This window comes from Prescottella soli, from assembly GCF_040024445.1.
GTDB lineage: Bacteria > Actinomycetota > Actinomycetes > Mycobacteriales > Mycobacteriaceae > Prescottella > Prescottella soli.
The window spans coordinates 3,070,681-3,086,931 of sequence record NZ_CP157276.1 but is presented as its reverse complement, the minus strand read 5'-3'; the positions used below and the strand labels follow the sequence as shown (position 1 = coordinate 3,086,931).

Here is a 16,251-nt window from a genome sequence, read left to right as displayed (position 1 = left end):
CTTGCCCCGCAATCAAGATCCTGGACGGTGTCATCTCGTGTCGACCGAAACCGCAGCCCCCGGGCCGGCCACCGCGCGGCGGCGGCTGCCCCCGGAGGAGCGCAAGCGGCAACTCGTCGCGATCGGCCTGCAGGAGTTGGCGACGCGCCCCATCCATGCGCTGTCGATCGACCACGTGGCCGAGAAGGCCGGCATCTCCCGCGGACTGCTGTTCCGGTACTTCCCGACCAAGCAGGACTACTACGTCGCGGTCGTGGGCGCGGCCGCGCGGCGCCTGCTGCGTGCCGCCGTGCCGGACGCGGCCGACCCAACCGCCGACCAACTGCGGGCGATCGTGCACGCGTTCGTCTCGTTCATCGACCGGCACGGCGCGAACTACCAGTCGTTCTTCCACGGCGGTTTCGGCGCCGACCCGCAGATCCGGGAGATCCGCGAACACATGAAGAACACCATGGTCCACCGGACCCTCGAGGCCACCGGCACCGAACCGACCCCCGCGACCCGGATGCTGCTGCGCGGCTGGTGGTCGATGGTCGAGAGCCTCGCCATCGACCGGACCACCGAGCCGACCTTCACCGTCGACGACGTCGTCGACCGCGCGATCGCGGCGCTGCCGATTCCGCACGGCCGCTAGGCCTGTCCGACAGATCGGGCGGCGGCGCGGCGGGACAGGCTCTAATGTCCTCGCCTGTGACCGAATCCTCCCCGCATCTCCGAGGGACAGCCGAGGCCTGCGACGCCGTGGCCGTTCGTTACGCCGAACTCGCCCGCAACGAGCTCGATACGCTGCCGCTGGACCGCGCGGCGCTCGCCGCGTTCGCCGAACTCGCACGGGCCACCGGCTCGGGACCCGTCGCCGAACTGGGCTGCGGCCCCGGACGTGTGACCGCGCACCTGCGGGACCTGGAACTGGAGGTCTTCGGCGTCGACCCCCGGTGATGGTCGGTCTCGCCCGCGAGACCTACCGCGACCTGCGGTTCGAGGTCGGATCCATGGATGCGCTGGATCTCGCCGACGGGACGTTGGGCGGCATCGTGGCCTGGTATTCGATCGTCCACGCCCCACCCCAGGACATGCCCTCGTATTTCGCCGAGTTCCGGCGGGTACTCACGCCCGGCGGCCACCTCCTGCTCGCGTTCTTCGAGTCGGAGGGCGCGCCGGTCACGACATTCGACCACCAGGTGACGACGGCCTACCGGTGGCCGATCGACGACCTCGCGGGGCTGGCCGTCGAAGCCGGATTCATCGAGGTCGGCCGGATGCTGCGGGCGCCGCGTGCGGCGGAACGGTACCGCCGCGGCCACCTGCTGATGCGCAGCGGCAGCCGACTCCCGTGATCAGCGCACGACCAGATCGGTGTCGGTGGCGCTCAGGCTGATCGGAGCAATCCGCTTGTCGCGCATCCAGTCCCGCGCGAAAGCCTCGAGCGCCGGATTGCCGCCGCGGGAGTCGAACGCCGACTGCGGGATCTCGATCGCACCCACGAGATGCCGTGGCTGCGAATCCAGTCCGGCTCCCCGCGGGGCGAACCGCAGACCGTCCGCGGTGTGCACGACCACCGGGATCCGCGTCCCGTCCGGCGCCGTCACCGTGGCCGCGCGCGTGGTCGCGACGGGATCGAAGTGATCGATCGACAGGCGGTACCCGGACGGACCGGCGTGCAGCCCCACCTGGTCGAGCAGCCGCGGATCGAGGATCGAGTACGGCAGCACGCTGTCCACCAGCACCTGACCGTCCACCCACGCGTCCCGCGACGGCAGGGTGGTGGACAGGTTCCACGGCGCCGGTGGCGCCAGCGTGTCGGCGGAACGGTCCCGCGGCGAGTTCTCGAGCGGCGTCCCGGGTAGGTCGGCCCGGGTCGCGGTGAACTCCCACGCCGGCGCGTTCAGCTGCTTGTGCCAGAAGCCGGTGACGCCGTCCCGACGGCCGGCGACCCTGAGTTCGCGTGCGTCCGGACCGATTCCGGTGGAATGGACGCTGATCGCCGACGTGATGTCGCCGGGGATCTTGGGCTGGCGCTTCCAATCCTGCGCCGGCAACTGGATCGCGGCGTATCCCTTGAACCACGACTCGAACGCCGAGTTCGGTGCGGTCGGCTTGCCGGACTGGTCGTCCCAGTTGTAGCGGAAGAAGATCGAGTCCGATCCCGACGCGTCGGGATCGAAGTTCCGCGTGTACATGTCGCCGTATTTGTTCACCACGAACGTCGTAGACGCAGACGACGACAACGCGACCGACCGGAACCGGCCACCGAGCGGACCACCGATCTCGTAGCTGTCGTCGATGGGCAGCCACGGGTCGGCGTACGTGATGCGGCTGCCGTCGCCGGTGAGCGACGGCACCATCGTCATCTTCGCCAGGCCGTAGTAGTGCAGGCGGCCTGCGACGTCCGCGTACGTCTGGTTGTCCCACGGCGACGCGACGCTCAGCGCCCACTGCCCGGGCGCGCCGCCGAGCAGCTGCTTGCCGCCGCCGGTCCAGATCGGGGCACCGAATGCGGACGTCCAGTTCCACGTGAGCGGGGTCTGCGACGCGTTGTCCATCGTGTAGATCCAACCGTCGGCGTCGATTGCAGCCAGCTCGTCGTCGTCGGCGGAGATGCCGACCAGCCTGCCCCGCAGGCACTCCGGCAGCGGCGCGTATCGCCAGGGCTCCGTGTTGCCGCCGGTCCACGATCGCGGCCGGGTCAGCAGCGCGCCGTCGACCAGGGAGAAGTCCCAGAACTTGTTGAACTGCGTTGTCTGCGTGCGCAACTCGACCGACGACGGAGCGTTGTTGCCCACGAACACAGGAAGGTTGACGAGACCGTCGCGCGCGCCCATCGAGGGCAGGCCCGGGGGCAACTGCGCGGTGCCGAACGGTACACACGACGCCGGTCCGCTCGATGCGGGCTCCGCAACGGCGACGGGCGCCGTCGTCACCAACCCGGCGACCACCGCAGCGCACGCGAGGGGCGCACGGAGACGAAGACGGGACGGGAAACGCGTATGGCGGGCACGATCACTCACGCTCTCGGATATATCAGCCGACCGACCGTTTGTTACATTTCAACACCCGTGTGTGACGCACACCATTCGCGAACTCGTAACCTCGCCAGGTCAGCGCACCACCAGGTCGTGGTCCGTGGCACTCAGGGTAATCGGGGCAATCCGCTTGTCGCGCATCCAATCCCGCACGAAAGCGTCCAGCACCGGATCGCCGCCGCGGGAGTCGAACGCCGACTGCGGGATCTCGATCGCACCCACGAGATGCCGTGGCTGCGAATCCAGTCCGGCACCCCGCGGCGCGAACCGCAGACCGTCCGCGGTGTGCACGACCACCGGGATCCGCGTCCCGTCCGGCGCCGTCACCGTGGCCTCACGCGTCGTCGCGACGGGATCGAAGTGATCGATCGAGAGCCGGTACCCGGACGGACCGGCCTGCAGCCCAGCCTGATCGAGCAGACGCGGATCGATCAGCGAATACGGCAGACCCACGTCGATGAGGAACTGCCCGTCGACGAGCGTGTCGCGAGCGGGGAGCGACGCGGACAGGTTCCACGGCGCCGGTGGCGCCAGCGTCTCGGCGGAACGGTCCCGCGGCGAGTTCTCGAGCGGCGTGCCCGGCAGGTCGGCCCCGGTCGCGGTGAATTCCCACGTCGGCGCGTTCAGGTCCTTGTGCCAGAAGCCCGTCGAGCCGTCGTTCCTCCCCGCGACCCGCAGCTCCCGGGCCCCGGGTCCGACCCCGGTCGAGTGCACGCTGATCGCCGAGGTGATCTCTCCGGGGATCTTGGGCTGACGCACCCAGTCCTGCGCCGGCAGCCGGATCGCCGCGTAGTCCCGATCCAGGTACTCCGCGAACAGGTTCGGGGCGGTCGGCTTGCCGTCCTGGCCGTCCCAGCTGTAGCGGAAGAACACCGAATCCGAACCGGCGGCATCGAAATCGAAGCTGCGCGTGAACATGTCGCCGTACTCGTTCGTCACGAACGTGGTCGACCCCGCCGACGACAACGCGACCGACCGGAACCGCCCACCGAGCGGTCCACCGATCTCGTAGCTGTCGTCGTTCGGCAGCCACGGGTCAGCGTACGTGATCCGGCTGCCGTCCCCGGTGAGCGACGGCACCATCGTCATCTTGCCCAGCCCCACATGGTGGATGCGGCCGTCGGCGTCGACGTAGGTCTGGTTGTCCCAGGGAGACGAGACGCTGAGCGCCCAGGTGCCCGACGCCTGCCCGGCGACGCGTTGCCCCTCCCCGAACCACAGCGGTGCCCCGAACGCCGACGTCCAGTTCCACAGCAGCGGCGCGTGGGCCACGTTGTCCATCGTGTAGATCCAGCCGTCCGCGTCGACGGCGATCAGTTCGTCGTCGTCCACCGAGATGCCCACCAGGCGGTTGCGCAGGCACTCGGGCAGCGGTGCGTACCGCCACGGCTCGGTGTTCGCACCGGTCGACGCCCGCGGCCGGGCGAGTAGTGCGCCGTCGACCAGGGAGAAGTCCCAGAACCCGTTGAACTGGGTTGTCTGCGTGCGTAGCTCGACCGACGCGGGCGCGTCGGCGCCGGTGAACACGGGCAGCATCTCCAGCCCGTCCCGCGCCCCGGTCGCCGGCGTGCCGGGCGGAAGCTGCGCGGTGCCGAACGGGACACAGGACGCCGGCCCCGTCGCCGGGTCGGCGCCGGCGACCGGCGCGGAGACCAGGAGCCCGGTCACCGCGGCGGCGGCCGCCAGCGGCGCGCGCAGACGGGATACGGACGACGTACGACGACGCGCAGATTCGGACACGACCACGAGTAGACCCTCCGTTCATTGAAACTTCAATCAGAGATAGGCCACGTGCGGCGTGGAACTTGACCCATGTCACTACCGCGGGTCGCCCGCCGGATCACCCCGGCAGGGTGATCTTGACGCCCGGCAGGATCTCGATGACACGACCCGGCGGCGGGGCCGGCAGCTGCGGCATCGGCGGCAACTGAGGCAGCGCCGGCGGGCTCGCCGCGCCCGGGGCGGGGGTGGGCGTCGCCGTACCCGAGCCGACACCCGTGTAGGCAGGAACACCGGCCTGGCCGCCGATCGGAGCCGGCCACGGGAACTTCTCGACCGGGGCGTCCTCGAGCGCACCGTCCATCGTCTTCTTCCAGATGTCCGCCGGCAGACCCGAGCCGTACACCAGCCCGCCCCAGCTGTTCTCGATCGCCTTCGCGTCGGCCGTGCCGACCCACACCGCGGTGGACAGCTGCGGCGTGTAGCCGACCATCCACGCGTCCTTGTTCTTTCCGGTGTCGCCGAGCTGCGCGGTGCCGGTCTTCGTCGCCGACGGGCGACCGCCGGCCAGCCCGTGTCCGCGCGAGTACGCCGCGATCGGCAGCATCGCCTGGGTGGTGTTGTCGGCGACCGCGGCGTCGAGCCTGCGCTCGCCCTCCGACGCCGGACGGTCGAGCAGCACCACGCCGTCCGCCGTCACCACCTTCTGCACGAAGTACGGCTGGTGGTAGATGCCCGACGCCGCGAGCGTCGCGTACGCCGACGCCATGTCGATGGGCCGGGACAGATACTGGCCCAACACGATTCCGTTCTCCGGCGACTCACCTTCCTGCGTGAGCGTCGGGTACTGCCAGCCGGGGACCGTCTCGGGGATGCCGGCCTGGTGGGCGGCGTCCGCGATCTTCTGGGCGCCGTCGTCCATCCCCAGCGTCAGCCGGTAGAAGCTCGTGTTGAGGGAGCGCTTGAGCGCCTCGGCGATGGTGCACTTGCCGCACGACTCGCCCTCGACGTTGTTGATCGTCACCCCGTAGACGGAGAGCGGGGAGCTGTCGTACGTCTGGGACAGCGGAATGTCCTGCTGCAGTGCCGCAACCAGGCCGAACACCTTGAACGACGATCCCGTCTGCAGGCCGGCCTGCGCGAAGTCGAAGCCCTTGCCGTCCGCGCCGCCGTAGTAGGCCCGCACCGCACCCGACTTCGGATCGATCGACACCACGGCGGTCCGCAGATTCTCCGGTTCACCCTCGAAGGTGTCGGCGACGGCGTCGATCGCGGCCTGCTGTGCCCTCGGATCGATGGTCGTGGTGATCTGGAGGCCCTCGGTGTTGAGGTCCTGCTCGCTCACCCCGGCAGCCGCGAGCTCGCGCAGCACCTGCGCGCGGATGAGCCCCTCCGGCCCCGGCGCCTCGCCCGAATCCGCCGCCGGGGCGGCCGGCAGCGCGGACGGGAACTCGATGGACTGGCGTTCGGCCGACGAGAGCGCCGACATCGACACCATGCCGTCGAGCACGTAGTTCCAGCGCGCCTTCAGCGCCTCGGGGTTCGTGACGGGGTCGAGGCTGGACGGGCTCTGGATCACCGCGGCGAGCACCGCCGCCTCGCTCACCGTCAGGTCCGCGAGCTGCTTCCCGAAGTACGCGTTGGACGCGGCGGCGATGCCGTACGCACCGCGACCGAAGTAGATCGTGTTGAGGTACGCGGCCAGGATCTCGTCCTTGGACCACTCGCGGGCCATCTTCGACGAGATGACCAGCTCCTTCATCTTGCGGCTCACCGACCGCTCGGATCCGACCAGCGTGTTCTTGACGTACTGCTGGGTGATCGTGGAGCCACCGCCGGCGCTGTCGCGACCGAGGACGTTGTCGCGCGCGGCCCGCGCGAACCCGGAGATCGAGAAGCCGGGGTTGGTGTAGAAGTCGCGGTCCTCGGCGGACAGCACGGCGTTACGCACCGGCAGCGGGATCTGGTCGATCGAGACCTCGGTCCGGTTGCCCTCCGGCGGCACGATCCGGGCGATCTCGGTGCTCCCGTCGGCCGCGAGGATCGTCGACACCTGGTTGGTCTTCATGTCGCCCGGGCGCGGCACGTCTGCGTCCTTGTACGCGACACCGAAGGCGACGAGCGGCGTGACGATGAGCAGGACCAGCACACACAGGCTCACCCACAGCGCGATCCGGCGGCCCTTGCGGCGAGGTTTCCGGCGTTTGGCCTTCGGGTCCGGCGCAGTCTTGCGCTTGGCGGCGCCGCCGGTGTTGGTTGAATTCACAATCGAACTTCCGTCCCAATCAGTACACTCGTCCGAATTTTCGCACTGCCCAGTGCGCTCGGGCCGCATTTGCCGCGACACGCAGTGACCCCCGCAAACCTCCCGAACAGGTTGACATCGGGCGGCGACCAGTGCAACCTCTATTTCACTATTGTTGTAGTGAAATGGAGATTCGATGGTGGAGTTCCACATCAACCGTCGATCCGGGATCCCCGCGTACGTCCAGCTGGTGCTCCAGGTGAAGCAGGCCCTGCGGCTGGGCGACCTGAAACCGGGCGACCGACTTCCGACCGCGAAGGACGTGGTCGCCGCCGTGACGATCAACCCCAACACCGTGCTCAAGGCCTACCGGGAACTCGAGAACGAGGGACTCGTCGAAGCCCGGCCCGGGCTGGGCACGTTCGTGACCCAGTCGCTGCTCAAGCCCGGCATGGCCGAACGGCAGGCGCTGCAGGCGGAGCTGGCGACGTGGGCACGTCAGGCCGCGGCCGCGGGGCTCGAGCGGTCGGACCTCGAGGCCCTGGTGACGGCGGCATTGGACAGCGAATTCGGCGAGGACACAGGAGAGTTCACATGAGCGAGGCAGGCAGCGCGCTGACGGTGCGCGACGTACACAAGAAGTTCCGCCGAACGGAAGCACTGCGGGGCTGCTCATTCGACGTCGAGCGCGGCAGCATCACCGCGCTCGTCGGCGCCAACGGGGCCGGCAAGTCCACACTCATGTCGATCGCCGTCGGCCTGCTCGAGCCCGACGCCGGAGAGGTGACGGTGCTGGGACGCAGCCCCGGCCGAAACGGGATCGTGCCCGGACTCGCCTACGTCGCGCAGCACAAGCCGCTGTACCGCGGGTTCACGGTCGCCGACACCCTCCTGTTCGGCGAGAAGTCGAACACCCAGTGGGACAACGACTATGCGACCTCACTGGTGACCGAGGCCGGGATCCCGCTGTCGGCACGCGTGAAGACGCTGTCGCCCGGACACCGCACCCGCATCGCGCTGGCACTGGCACTGGGCCGCCGCCCCGATGTGCTCCTGCTCGACGAGCCACTGGCCGAACTCGACCCGCTGGCACGACGATCCGTCGTCCGCACGCTCATGGAAGACGCCGCCGAGCGCGGCACCACCATCGTGCTGTCGTCCCACGTCCTGTCGGAGGTGGCCGAGATCGCCGACCGGCTGGTGATCCTCGGAGCCGGCCAGGCCCGGCTCACCGGGGCGCTCGACGACCTCCTCGACGGGCACTACCTCCTGACCGGCACATCCGACCCGTCCGACGTCATCGGCACCGGCGCGGTCGTCGAGTCGAGAGGACGCACCCACCTCGTGCGCGGTCCGCGCCCCACGGCCGGCAACGGCTGGCGCGTGGCGCCCCCGAACCTCGACGACATCGTCCTGGCCTACCTCACCACCATCAACGAAGAGGCAGCATGATCTGGGTTACCTGGCGGCAGCATCGGACGACGATCCTGGCCGCGGTCGGCGCGATCCTGGCACTGACAGTCGTGGCACTCGTCTGCGGACTGATTGTCCGGGCATCCGAGAACCCAGCGGCATTCGGCAACATGTTCCGGTGCACAACGGCCGATGACTCGCGCACCTGCTGGGCCGCGTCGACGCTCACCACGATCAGCCTCGTCACGGTGACGTTGCCAGTACTACTCGGTGTGCTCGTCGGAGTCACCGCGTTCTCCCGCGACATCGAGCGCGGAAGCCATGTCCTGGGACTGACCCAAGATGTCAGCCGCACGCGCTGGTATTGGATGCGGGTGCTGGTCGTCTTCGGTCCCGTCACCGGCGCAATGGCGCTCCTCGGGTCGGCCCTCGAATGGTCCTTCACCCCATCGGAGTCGTCGAACCTCGCGTTCGGCACAGGCCGGTTCACCGGCGGTCACTCCCAGTTGACCTTCCCCTTGTTCCAGTCCTCAGGACTCGTCGCGGGGGCGTACACACTGCTGGCGCTGATCCTCGGCAGCTGCGTCGCACTGCTGCTCCGCAACACGCTCGGGGCAATGTCGGTGACGGTGATCGCGATGGCGGCGGTGCTCGTCGGATTCCAGGCCGGGGCCCGACCGCACTATGCGGAGGCGACCGTCGACAGCCATGCGCTGGACTCGCGCACCGGACGCTACGTGTCGTACGAGCCCTCCAACGACGGCTTCGCGTCGTGGATTCTGAGCTCGGGTCTCGTCGATGTCGGCGGTCGGCCCGTCCGGATCGACTACGACACGTGCGATCTGTCCTACTGGTCCTCCGAGGAGAACGAACGGCCCGACGAGACTCTCGCCGCCTACAACGCCCGGATGGACGCAGTCTGGGCTGCGCAGGAGCGACAGTACACCGACTGCCTCCGCGAACACGGCGCCGACCACTACGAGGTCCGCTACCACTCCGACAGCCTCTTCCGCCGCTTCCAGCTGACGGAAGCCGCACTGGCCCTCGCACTCTCAGCCCTGCTGCTGATCCCCTCGATGTGGGCGCTGCGCAGACTGCGCCCCTGACGCACCGCCCGATCGCCAAACAAACGCTCGACGCCGGATACCGGCGTCGAGCGTTTTCTTGTACGGCGCGTGGCAATTCCGACAAATCGCTCGAATACGACCACTTGTGGCACTCAGGCGCTCAATAGCGCTGACGGCGAGGCGAATTCGTTAGGTAGAGCACCGATCTGATCGCGGCCACGAATTGTCCCACTGAACGGGCATGTGACTGGCGTCACTGTTTGGACGCCAGTGTGATGTGAGGGCACCGTCAGCCGGCCGAGGGTGCCACGGTGGGCGTGGTCGCACGTCCATCTGCTCCAGAGACTCCCCCCTGCCCGAAAACACTTGGGCCTGTTTCTTATTGGCATCTGAAAGGATTCCACGGATGGTCACCACCCACTCAGACGGCGAGATGTCGCCGCCCGTCGCCCCGACGGTTGCCACCCGAGAGGGGGGTTGGACGCCCCGACTCGTCCTCTCCCTGGCCTCGCTCGTGCTGCTACTCGAAGTGCTCTCCGTCAGCTACCAGATGGTTTCGACCGCCCTGCCGGAGATCGCAGGGCACTACCAGACCACCCAGGGTGCCTGGATGCTGACGGCGTTCCTGCTGGTGGGCGCGGTGGCCGCGCCTCTCCTCGGCAAGTTGGCCGACATGCACGGCAAGCGCCTGATGCTGCTGGCCTGCGTCGCAGTGTCCATCGTCGGCTCGTTCGTCTCCGCGATCGCACCGAGCTACGGCGTCATGATCGCCGGCCGTGCGATGGCCGGCCTCATGGTTCCGACGCTGTTCCTCAGCTACTCGCTCATCCGTGACGTCTTCCCGGCGAAGTCGGTGGCACTCGCTGTCAGCATCGCGACCAGCGGCATGGGCCTCATCGCGGTTCCCGCACCGTTCCTGACGGGCTGGCTGCTCGACAACTGGGGCTTCCGCAGCATCTTCTGGTTCTTCGTGATCTGCCTGGTCGTCATCGGCGCTCTCATCATCCTCTCGACCGACGAATCCAATCTGCGGACGCCGGCTCGCCTCGACTTCGTCGGCGCACTACTCCTCGGCGCCGGTGTCGCCGGCGTGCTCGTCGCCGTCAGCTTCGGCCCGACATGGGGCTGGAAGGCCGGCTCGACCCTGGCCTTCCTGATCGGCGGCCTGGTCCTGCTGGCAGCGTGGATCGTGTCTGCGCGGATGCTGCGTGATCCCCTCATCGACCTCGACGTCCTCAGCCGCCGTCCCATCCTGCTGACCACGCTCGGCGCGGGCCTGGTCTACGGCTGTAGCGCCATCTTCACGATCCTGCTCCCGATGATGGTGATGACCCCGGAGGTCCTGGGCCTCGGCTACGGATTCGGTGTCGACGCAGAAGGTTTCGCAATGTTCAACGCCCCGATCGGCCTGATGGTGGTCATCGGTGGCCTCATCGTCGGCATGCTGGTCGGACGCAACGTCCGCCCGCGGCCGCTGATGATCATCGGCCTGGTGCTCATGGCTGTCGCCTTCGCGCTCGTCTCGAACATCCACGACTCCAAGCCGACGCTGATCCTGTTCGCCGGCATCTTCGGCCTCGGTATGGGCATGGGCTACGCGGCCATCCCGAACCTGCTCATCGAGGCCGTCCCGCCGCAGCTTCAGGCCAGCACCGCGTCAGTCGTCGCGCTGTCCCAGTCGATCTTCCCCGCGATCCTGCCGGTCATCGTCTTCACCGTGATGAACAACTCGCACATCGCGCCGATCCCGCCGGAGATGACGGGCGGCTACACGTTCTACCTCGAGTCGGGCTTCCAAGTGGCGTTCATGATCGGTGCGGTCGTCGCGGTCATCGGTGCCGTCGTCGCCCTGCTGCTGCCCCGCCGCATCGAGCAGGTGCAGGTTCCGGGCGACGCAGGCAGCGCAGCCGACACCGTGTTCGTCGGTGGCCACTGATCGCCCTGCTGTCTTCCGAGTTATCCACTCGGCGAATCGAACTCAGCCCGGGAGCGGAATAGTCACCCCGGGGAGGATCTGAATCCCCGGCGCCGGCGCGGGCGCCGGTGCCGGTGCCGGTGCCGGGGGTCGGGGAGCGGGAGCAGGCGCCTGCGGAGCGGGGACAGGCGCCTGCTGCTGTTGTGGCACAGGAGCATTCCACTGCTGTTGCGGTGGAATGCTCTGCTGTTGGGGGACCGGCGCCTCCTGCACCGGTGCCTGTGTCCGTGCCGGGGGAGCGGACCACTCCGGCTCCTCCTCAGACGTCTGCGTGGACCGCTGCCGGGTCGGCGCCTGCTCGGTGTAGCCCTGTTCGGTGGTGCCGACCGCGGAGTTTCCGGCCGAGGAGGAGCCGGTCGAGGGGGTACCCGTCGACGGCGCCCCGGACTGCTGGGGCGACGCGAACTGCTCGTTGGCGGTGCCCGCCAGTGCGCCGTCCATCGTCTCCTTCCAGATGTCCGAGGGGAGACCGGAGCCGTATATCGCTCCGCCCCCGCTGGTCTCGATGGCCTTGCCCTCCGCGGTCCCCACCCACACCGCGGTGGACAGCGACGGCGTGAACCCGACCATCCACGCGTCCTTGTTCTCGCCGGTGTCACCCAGCTGCGCGGTGCCGGTCTTCGCGGCGGACGCCCGGCCGCCCGCGAGATTGTGGTTCCGCGAATAGCCGGCGATGGGCACCATCGCCTGCGTGACGGTGTCCGCGATGGCCGGATCGATCCGCTGTTCGCCGTCGGACGGTTGGCGGTCGAGCAGGACCCGGCCGTCCGCGTCGACCACCTTCTGGACGAAGTACGGCGGGTGGAACTTCCCCGACGCCGCGAGCGTCCCGTACGCCGACGCCATGTCGATGGGCCGGGTCTGGTACTGACCCAACACGATTCCCGTCTCCGGGGGACCACCGAGCTGGGTGAGGCTCTCGTGGTCGACTCCCGGGATCTGCTTGGGGATGCCGGCCTGGTGGGCGGCGTCGGCGATCTTCTGCGCGCCGTCCTCCATCGACAGCGTCAGCCGGTAGTAGCTGGTGTTGAGCGACCGCTTCAGGGCCTCCGCGAGGCTGCACGTCCCGCAGGTGTCGCCCTCCACGTTCTTGATGGTCAGGTCGCCGACCGTCAGCGGCGCGCTGCTGAACTGGGTGGTCAACGGCACCTTGTCCTCGAGGGCCGCGACCGCGGCGAAAACCTTGAACGACGAGCCCGTCTGCAGCCCGGCCTGCGCGAAGTCGAAGCCCGCACCCTCCGCGCCGCCGTAGTACGCCCGCACCGCCCCCGACCGGGGGTCGATCGACACGACCGCCGCCCGCAGCTGGTCGGGCTGCTTGGCCAGGGTCCGGTCCACCGCGTCCACCGCGGCCTGCTGCGCCTTCGCGTCGATCGTCGTGGTGATCTGCAGCCCGCCGGTGTCGAGGTCGCGCTGGCTGATCCCGGCCGCCTGCAGTTCCTGAGCCACCTGCGTCCGGATCAGCCCCTCAGGTCCCGGCGCGACGTCGGACGGCGGCGCCGGCAGCACCTCCGGGAACTGGGTGTTCGCACGCTCGGCGGCGGCGAGCACCCCCATGTCGACCATCCCGTCGAGCACGTAGTTCCACCGCGCCCTGAGCCCGTCCGGGTCGGTGGCGGGATCGAGCGCGGACGGACTCTGGATCACCGAGGCCAGCACCGCGCCCTCCGCGAGCGTCAACTGGTCGACCGGCTTGCCGAAGAACGCGTGGGACGCCTCCCCGATGCCGTACGCGTTGCGTCCGAAATAGATCGTGTTGAGGTAGGCCTCCAGGATCTCGTCCTTGGACCACTGGCGCGCCATCTTCGCCGACACCACGAGTTCGCGGGCCTTGCGGATCACGTTCCGGTCGGTGCCGACCAGCGCGTTCTTCACGTACTGCTGCGTGATCGTCGAACCGCCGCCGGCGCTCGCGCGCCCCAGCACGTTGTCGCGCCCGGCCCGCAGGAACCCGGAGATCGAGTACCCGGGATTGGAGTAGAAGTCGCGGTCCTCCGCCGAGAGCACCGCATTGCGGACGTACCCGGGGACCTTCTCGAGCGGCACCTCGCTGCGGTTGCCCTCCGGTGGCACCACCTTCGCGACCACCGTCGAACCGTCGGACGCCAGGATCGTGGCCACCTGGTTGGGACGCATCTGCCCCGGGCTCGGGACATCGGCCAGTAGATACGCGGCAACCAGCAGGACCAGCGGCGCGATCACGATCAGTGCGACGATCCGCAGGGCGGTGCGGCGGCGGGATCGGTGGCCACGCCGGGGCCGTCGGGGTTTATCGGGCTTCGTGCTGCTCGTGGGATTCACGCGCGTGAGCTTCCGGTCCGCAGGCGGCGACTCAACCGGTCCCCAACCGGGGTCAGTCGAATCCGGTCGTCCCTCGATCGTTGCACTTCGACGCGTGGACGGCACGCCAATCACCGGAGGAGCGAGGACGGACGCGACATACCCGACGCGCTGCCATCACGTTTTGCGCACTTATCGCTGCCCCGAGGGCCCGTTCAGCACCGATAAGTGCGCAAAACGCGGGAAGGGGGAGTGCCGGGGTCAGCTCCGACGATGCAGCACGATCGCGCCGCCGAGCAGGACGACGCACGCCAGCAGCACCAGCGACGCCGTCACCGACGGCTCGCCGCGCACGATCGGGACGACCGCCGCGACGAACGACATGAAGGTGAAGAAACCGAGGATGCCGATGAGCATCTCGAGGGACTGGCGTCCCCGTGACGGCCTGCCGGAGGGCATGTCAGCTCTTCACGCCGCCCGCGGTGAGACCGGAGACGATGCGGCGCTGGAACACGAGCACCATGATCACCAGCGGGATCGTCACGATCGTGCCGGCGGCCATGATCGCCGCGTACGGCTGCTCCCACGCGTTGGCACCCGCGAACCGGGCGATCGCCACCGTGACCGGTTCGGTCTTCTCCGTCGACAGCAGGCTCGCGAGCATGAACTCGTTCCACGTCGCGATGAACGCGAGGATCGCCGTGGTGAACAGCGCCGGCGCGGCCAACGGCAGGATCACCAGGCGGAACGCCTGGAAGCGGCTCGCGCCGTCGATCCGGGCGGCCTCCTCGAGTTCCCACGGCAGGTCCGCGAGGAACGACGTGAGCGTGTAGATCGTCAGCGGCAGCACGAACGAGATGTTCGGGATGATCAGCGCCTGGTACTGGCCGATCCAGCCGAAGTCGCCGAAGAGCTGGTACAGCGGCGTCATCAGCGCGACGGTCGGGAACATCGACGCGCCCAGGATGACGCCGGTGACGATGTACTTGCCACGGAACTCGATCCGGGCGAGCGCGTACGCGGTGAACACACCCAGGAGCAGACCGACGGCCGTCGTCACCGCGCCGATGACGAGGCTGTTGACGATCGCGCCGAGGAAGTCGTTGCCCTTGTCGGTGGCCAGCGCGGCCCGGAAGTTGTCGAGCGTGAGGTACGTCGGCCACGGCGTCGTGTCGAAGGTGTGGTCGGAGCGCCGGAACGCGGTGACGACCATCCAGTAGAACGGCGCCAATCCCCAGATGAGGATGATCGCGACACCGAGATAGGTGCGCGCGGCCTTTCCGCGGTCGGTGCGACGGCGCGGCTTGCTCGGGGCCGGTGCGGCGACCGGCGGCTCGGCGACGGCCACCGAGGTCGACGTCGACCGCTCGACGGCAGCCTCCGGACCGACCTCGTGATCGTCGAGGTCTTCGGGCTTGCTGTGGCGTCCCATCAGTGATCAGCCCCCTTCCGCTGCTCGTCCTGGGTGCGCACCGCGTTGGCGCCGAGGAACTTCACCATCACGAACGCGACCGCGAAGATCAGCAGGAAGATCAACGTCGACAGCGCCGACGCGCTCTGGAAGTGGCCCTGCCGGATGTCGGCGACCACCAGGATCGAGAGCGTCGTGTTCGGGGTGGCACCGGAGGTGCCGGACAGGATGGCGGGCAGGTCGTACATGCGCAGCACGTCGAGAGTGCGGAACAGCACCGCGACCATCAGCGCCGGCTTGACCAACGGCAAGGTGATCTTGGTGAACCGCTGCCACGCGGTTGCGCCGTCGACCTTGGCGGCCTCGTAGACGTCCTGCGGAATCATCTGCAGGCCGGCGAGGATCAGCAGCGCCATGAACGGTGTCGTCTTCCACACGTCGGCGATGATGACCGCGAACCGCGACGCCCACGGGTCGGTGGTCCAGGCGATCGAGGTGCCGAGCAGCTTATTGGCGATGCCGTTCTCGGCGAAGATGAAGAACCACAGCTTCGCGGTGACCGCCGTGGGAATGGCCCACGGGATCAGCACGCTCGCGCGGAGCAGGGAGCGCCCCCAGAACGTCTTGCCCATGATCGTCGCCATCCACAGACCGAGGAGGACCTCGATCGTGACGGTGACGACGGCGAAGAAGAGGGTCACGCCCAGCGCGGGCCAGAAGTCGTGCGCCAGGGTGCCGGGCGGACACGAACCGGCGCCGGCGCCGCAGTCCTGCACGAGCCATTGCAGGTAGTGCTTGAATCCGGCAAACCCGCCCTGGACGAAGACCCCGGTGTCGGGGTCGACGTGCTTGTTGTCCTGGAAGGACAGGATCACCGCGCGGATCACCGGGTACACGATGACGACGGCCAGGATCGCCATCGTCGGCGCGATCAGCCAGATCGGACGCAGGTCGCGCTTGCGCGGCGCGCTCGTCGGAGTTTCGTCGTCGTGACCCGTGCGCCCGGAACCGGGCGCCTCGCGCTCGGAAGCGCGGTCGCCGTGGTCGGAGTCGTCGACTCCGACCACGGCGCGGGCCTCGTCTGCTCGCCTCAGCTCAGCAGAGTCAGCCATCGTGCG

At 68.7% G+C, this 16,251-nt stretch carries 14 protein-coding genes; 7 read left to right on the top strand and 7 right to left on the bottom strand.

Translation table 11 applies throughout. The features are described from left to right. Nucleotides 1-37 precede the first annotated feature (37 nt). The 3 genes from ABI214_RS14420 to ABI214_RS14410 all read left to right on the top strand — a co-directional run bounded on the left by ABI214_RS14420 (nt 38) and on the right by ABI214_RS14410 (nt 1,337). Nucleotides 38-634 carry a TetR/AcrR family transcriptional regulator gene (locus ABI214_RS14420; RefSeq protein ID WP_348603216.1) on the top strand — a complete coding sequence of 199 codons (597 nt, stop codon included), beginning with the start codon at nt 38-40 and terminating at the stop codon, nt 632-634. A gap of 107 nt (nt 635-741) precedes the next feature. Then, a complete protein-coding gene (locus tag ABI214_RS14415) occupies nt 742-939 on the top strand; it encodes a class I SAM-dependent methyltransferase (protein WP_348603215.1) in 198 nt (65 codons plus the stop codon). Next, on the top strand, nt 939-1,337 hold the full coding sequence (locus ABI214_RS14410) for a class I SAM-dependent methyltransferase (protein ID WP_348611639.1): 399 nt from the start codon (nt 939-941) through the stop codon (nt 1,335-1,337). Before ABI214_RS14415 ends, ABI214_RS14410 begins: the two co-directional genes overlap by 1 nt. Here ABI214_RS14410 and ABI214_RS14405 read toward each other — a convergent pair whose 3' ends face one another. The 3 genes from ABI214_RS14405 to ABI214_RS14395 all read right to left on the bottom strand — a co-directional run bounded on the left by ABI214_RS14405 (nt 1,338) and on the right by ABI214_RS14395 (nt 7,008). Beyond that, a complete protein-coding gene (locus ABI214_RS14405) occupies nt 1,338-3,008 on the bottom strand; it encodes a hypothetical protein (RefSeq protein ID WP_408586951.1) in 1,671 nt (556 codons plus the stop codon). It abuts the gene before it with no gap. Nucleotides 3,009-3,098: 90 nt separating this feature from the next. After that, on the bottom strand, nt 3,099-4,721 hold the full coding sequence (locus ABI214_RS14400) for a hypothetical protein (RefSeq protein ID WP_408587040.1): 1,623 nt from the start codon (nt 4,719-4,721) through the stop codon (nt 3,099-3,101). A gap of 142 nt (nt 4,722-4,863) precedes the next feature. Then, nucleotides 4,864-7,008 carry a transglycosylase domain-containing protein gene (locus tag ABI214_RS14395; protein ID WP_348603214.1) on the bottom strand — a complete coding sequence of 715 codons (2,145 nt, stop codon included), beginning with the start codon at nt 7,006-7,008 and terminating at the stop codon, nt 4,864-4,866. A gap of 175 nt (nt 7,009-7,183) precedes the next feature. Between ABI214_RS14395 and ABI214_RS14390 the strand changes: the two genes are divergently transcribed. The 4 genes from ABI214_RS14390 to ABI214_RS14375 all read left to right on the top strand — a co-directional run bounded on the left by ABI214_RS14390 (nt 7,184) and on the right by ABI214_RS14375 (nt 11,403). After that, complete coding sequence (locus ABI214_RS14390; protein WP_348603213.1) at nt 7,184-7,585, top strand: GntR family transcriptional regulator; 402 nt, start codon at nt 7,184-7,186, stop codon at nt 7,583-7,585. Next, nucleotides 7,582-8,439, top strand: a complete 858-nt coding sequence (locus ABI214_RS14385) for an ABC transporter ATP-binding protein (RefSeq protein WP_348603212.1) — start codon at nt 7,582-7,584, stop codon at nt 8,437-8,439. Before ABI214_RS14390 ends, ABI214_RS14385 begins: the two co-directional genes overlap by 4 nt. Further along, nucleotides 8,436-9,506, top strand: coding sequence for an ABC transporter permease (locus ABI214_RS14380; protein ID WP_348603211.1), 1,071 nt, complete (start codon nt 8,436-8,438; stop codon nt 9,504-9,506). Before ABI214_RS14385 ends, ABI214_RS14380 begins: the two co-directional genes overlap by 4 nt. A 367-nt stretch (nt 9,507-9,873) precedes the next feature. Beyond that, complete coding sequence (locus tag ABI214_RS14375) at nt 9,874-11,403, top strand: MFS transporter (RefSeq protein ID WP_408586955.1); 1,530 nt, start codon at nt 9,874-9,876, stop codon at nt 11,401-11,403. 42 nt (nt 11,404-11,445) lie between these two features. Here ABI214_RS14375 and ABI214_RS14370 read toward each other — a convergent pair whose 3' ends face one another. The 4 genes from ABI214_RS14370 to ABI214_RS14355 all read right to left on the bottom strand — a co-directional run bounded on the left by ABI214_RS14370 (nt 11,446) and on the right by ABI214_RS14355 (nt 16,245). Then, nucleotides 11,446-13,743: a transglycosylase domain-containing protein gene (locus ABI214_RS14370; RefSeq protein ID WP_348603210.1), complete on the bottom strand. Its 2,298-nt coding sequence runs from the start codon at nt 13,741-13,743 to the stop codon at nt 11,446-11,448. A gap of 240 nt (nt 13,744-13,983) precedes the next feature. Beyond that, on the bottom strand, nt 13,984-14,181 hold the full coding sequence (locus ABI214_RS14365; protein ID WP_348603209.1) for a hypothetical protein: 198 nt from the start codon (nt 14,179-14,181) through the stop codon (nt 13,984-13,986). 1 nt (nt 14,182) lies between these two features. After that, nucleotides 14,183-15,154: a carbohydrate ABC transporter permease gene (locus tag ABI214_RS14360; RefSeq protein WP_348603208.1), complete on the bottom strand. Its 972-nt coding sequence runs from the start codon at nt 15,152-15,154 to the stop codon at nt 14,183-14,185. Continuing rightward, a complete protein-coding gene (locus ABI214_RS14355; protein WP_431357151.1) occupies nt 15,154-16,245 on the bottom strand; it encodes a carbohydrate ABC transporter permease in 1,092 nt (363 codons plus the stop codon). Before ABI214_RS14355 ends, ABI214_RS14360 begins: the two co-directional genes overlap by 1 nt. Nucleotides 16,246-16,251: the final 6 nt, after the last annotated feature.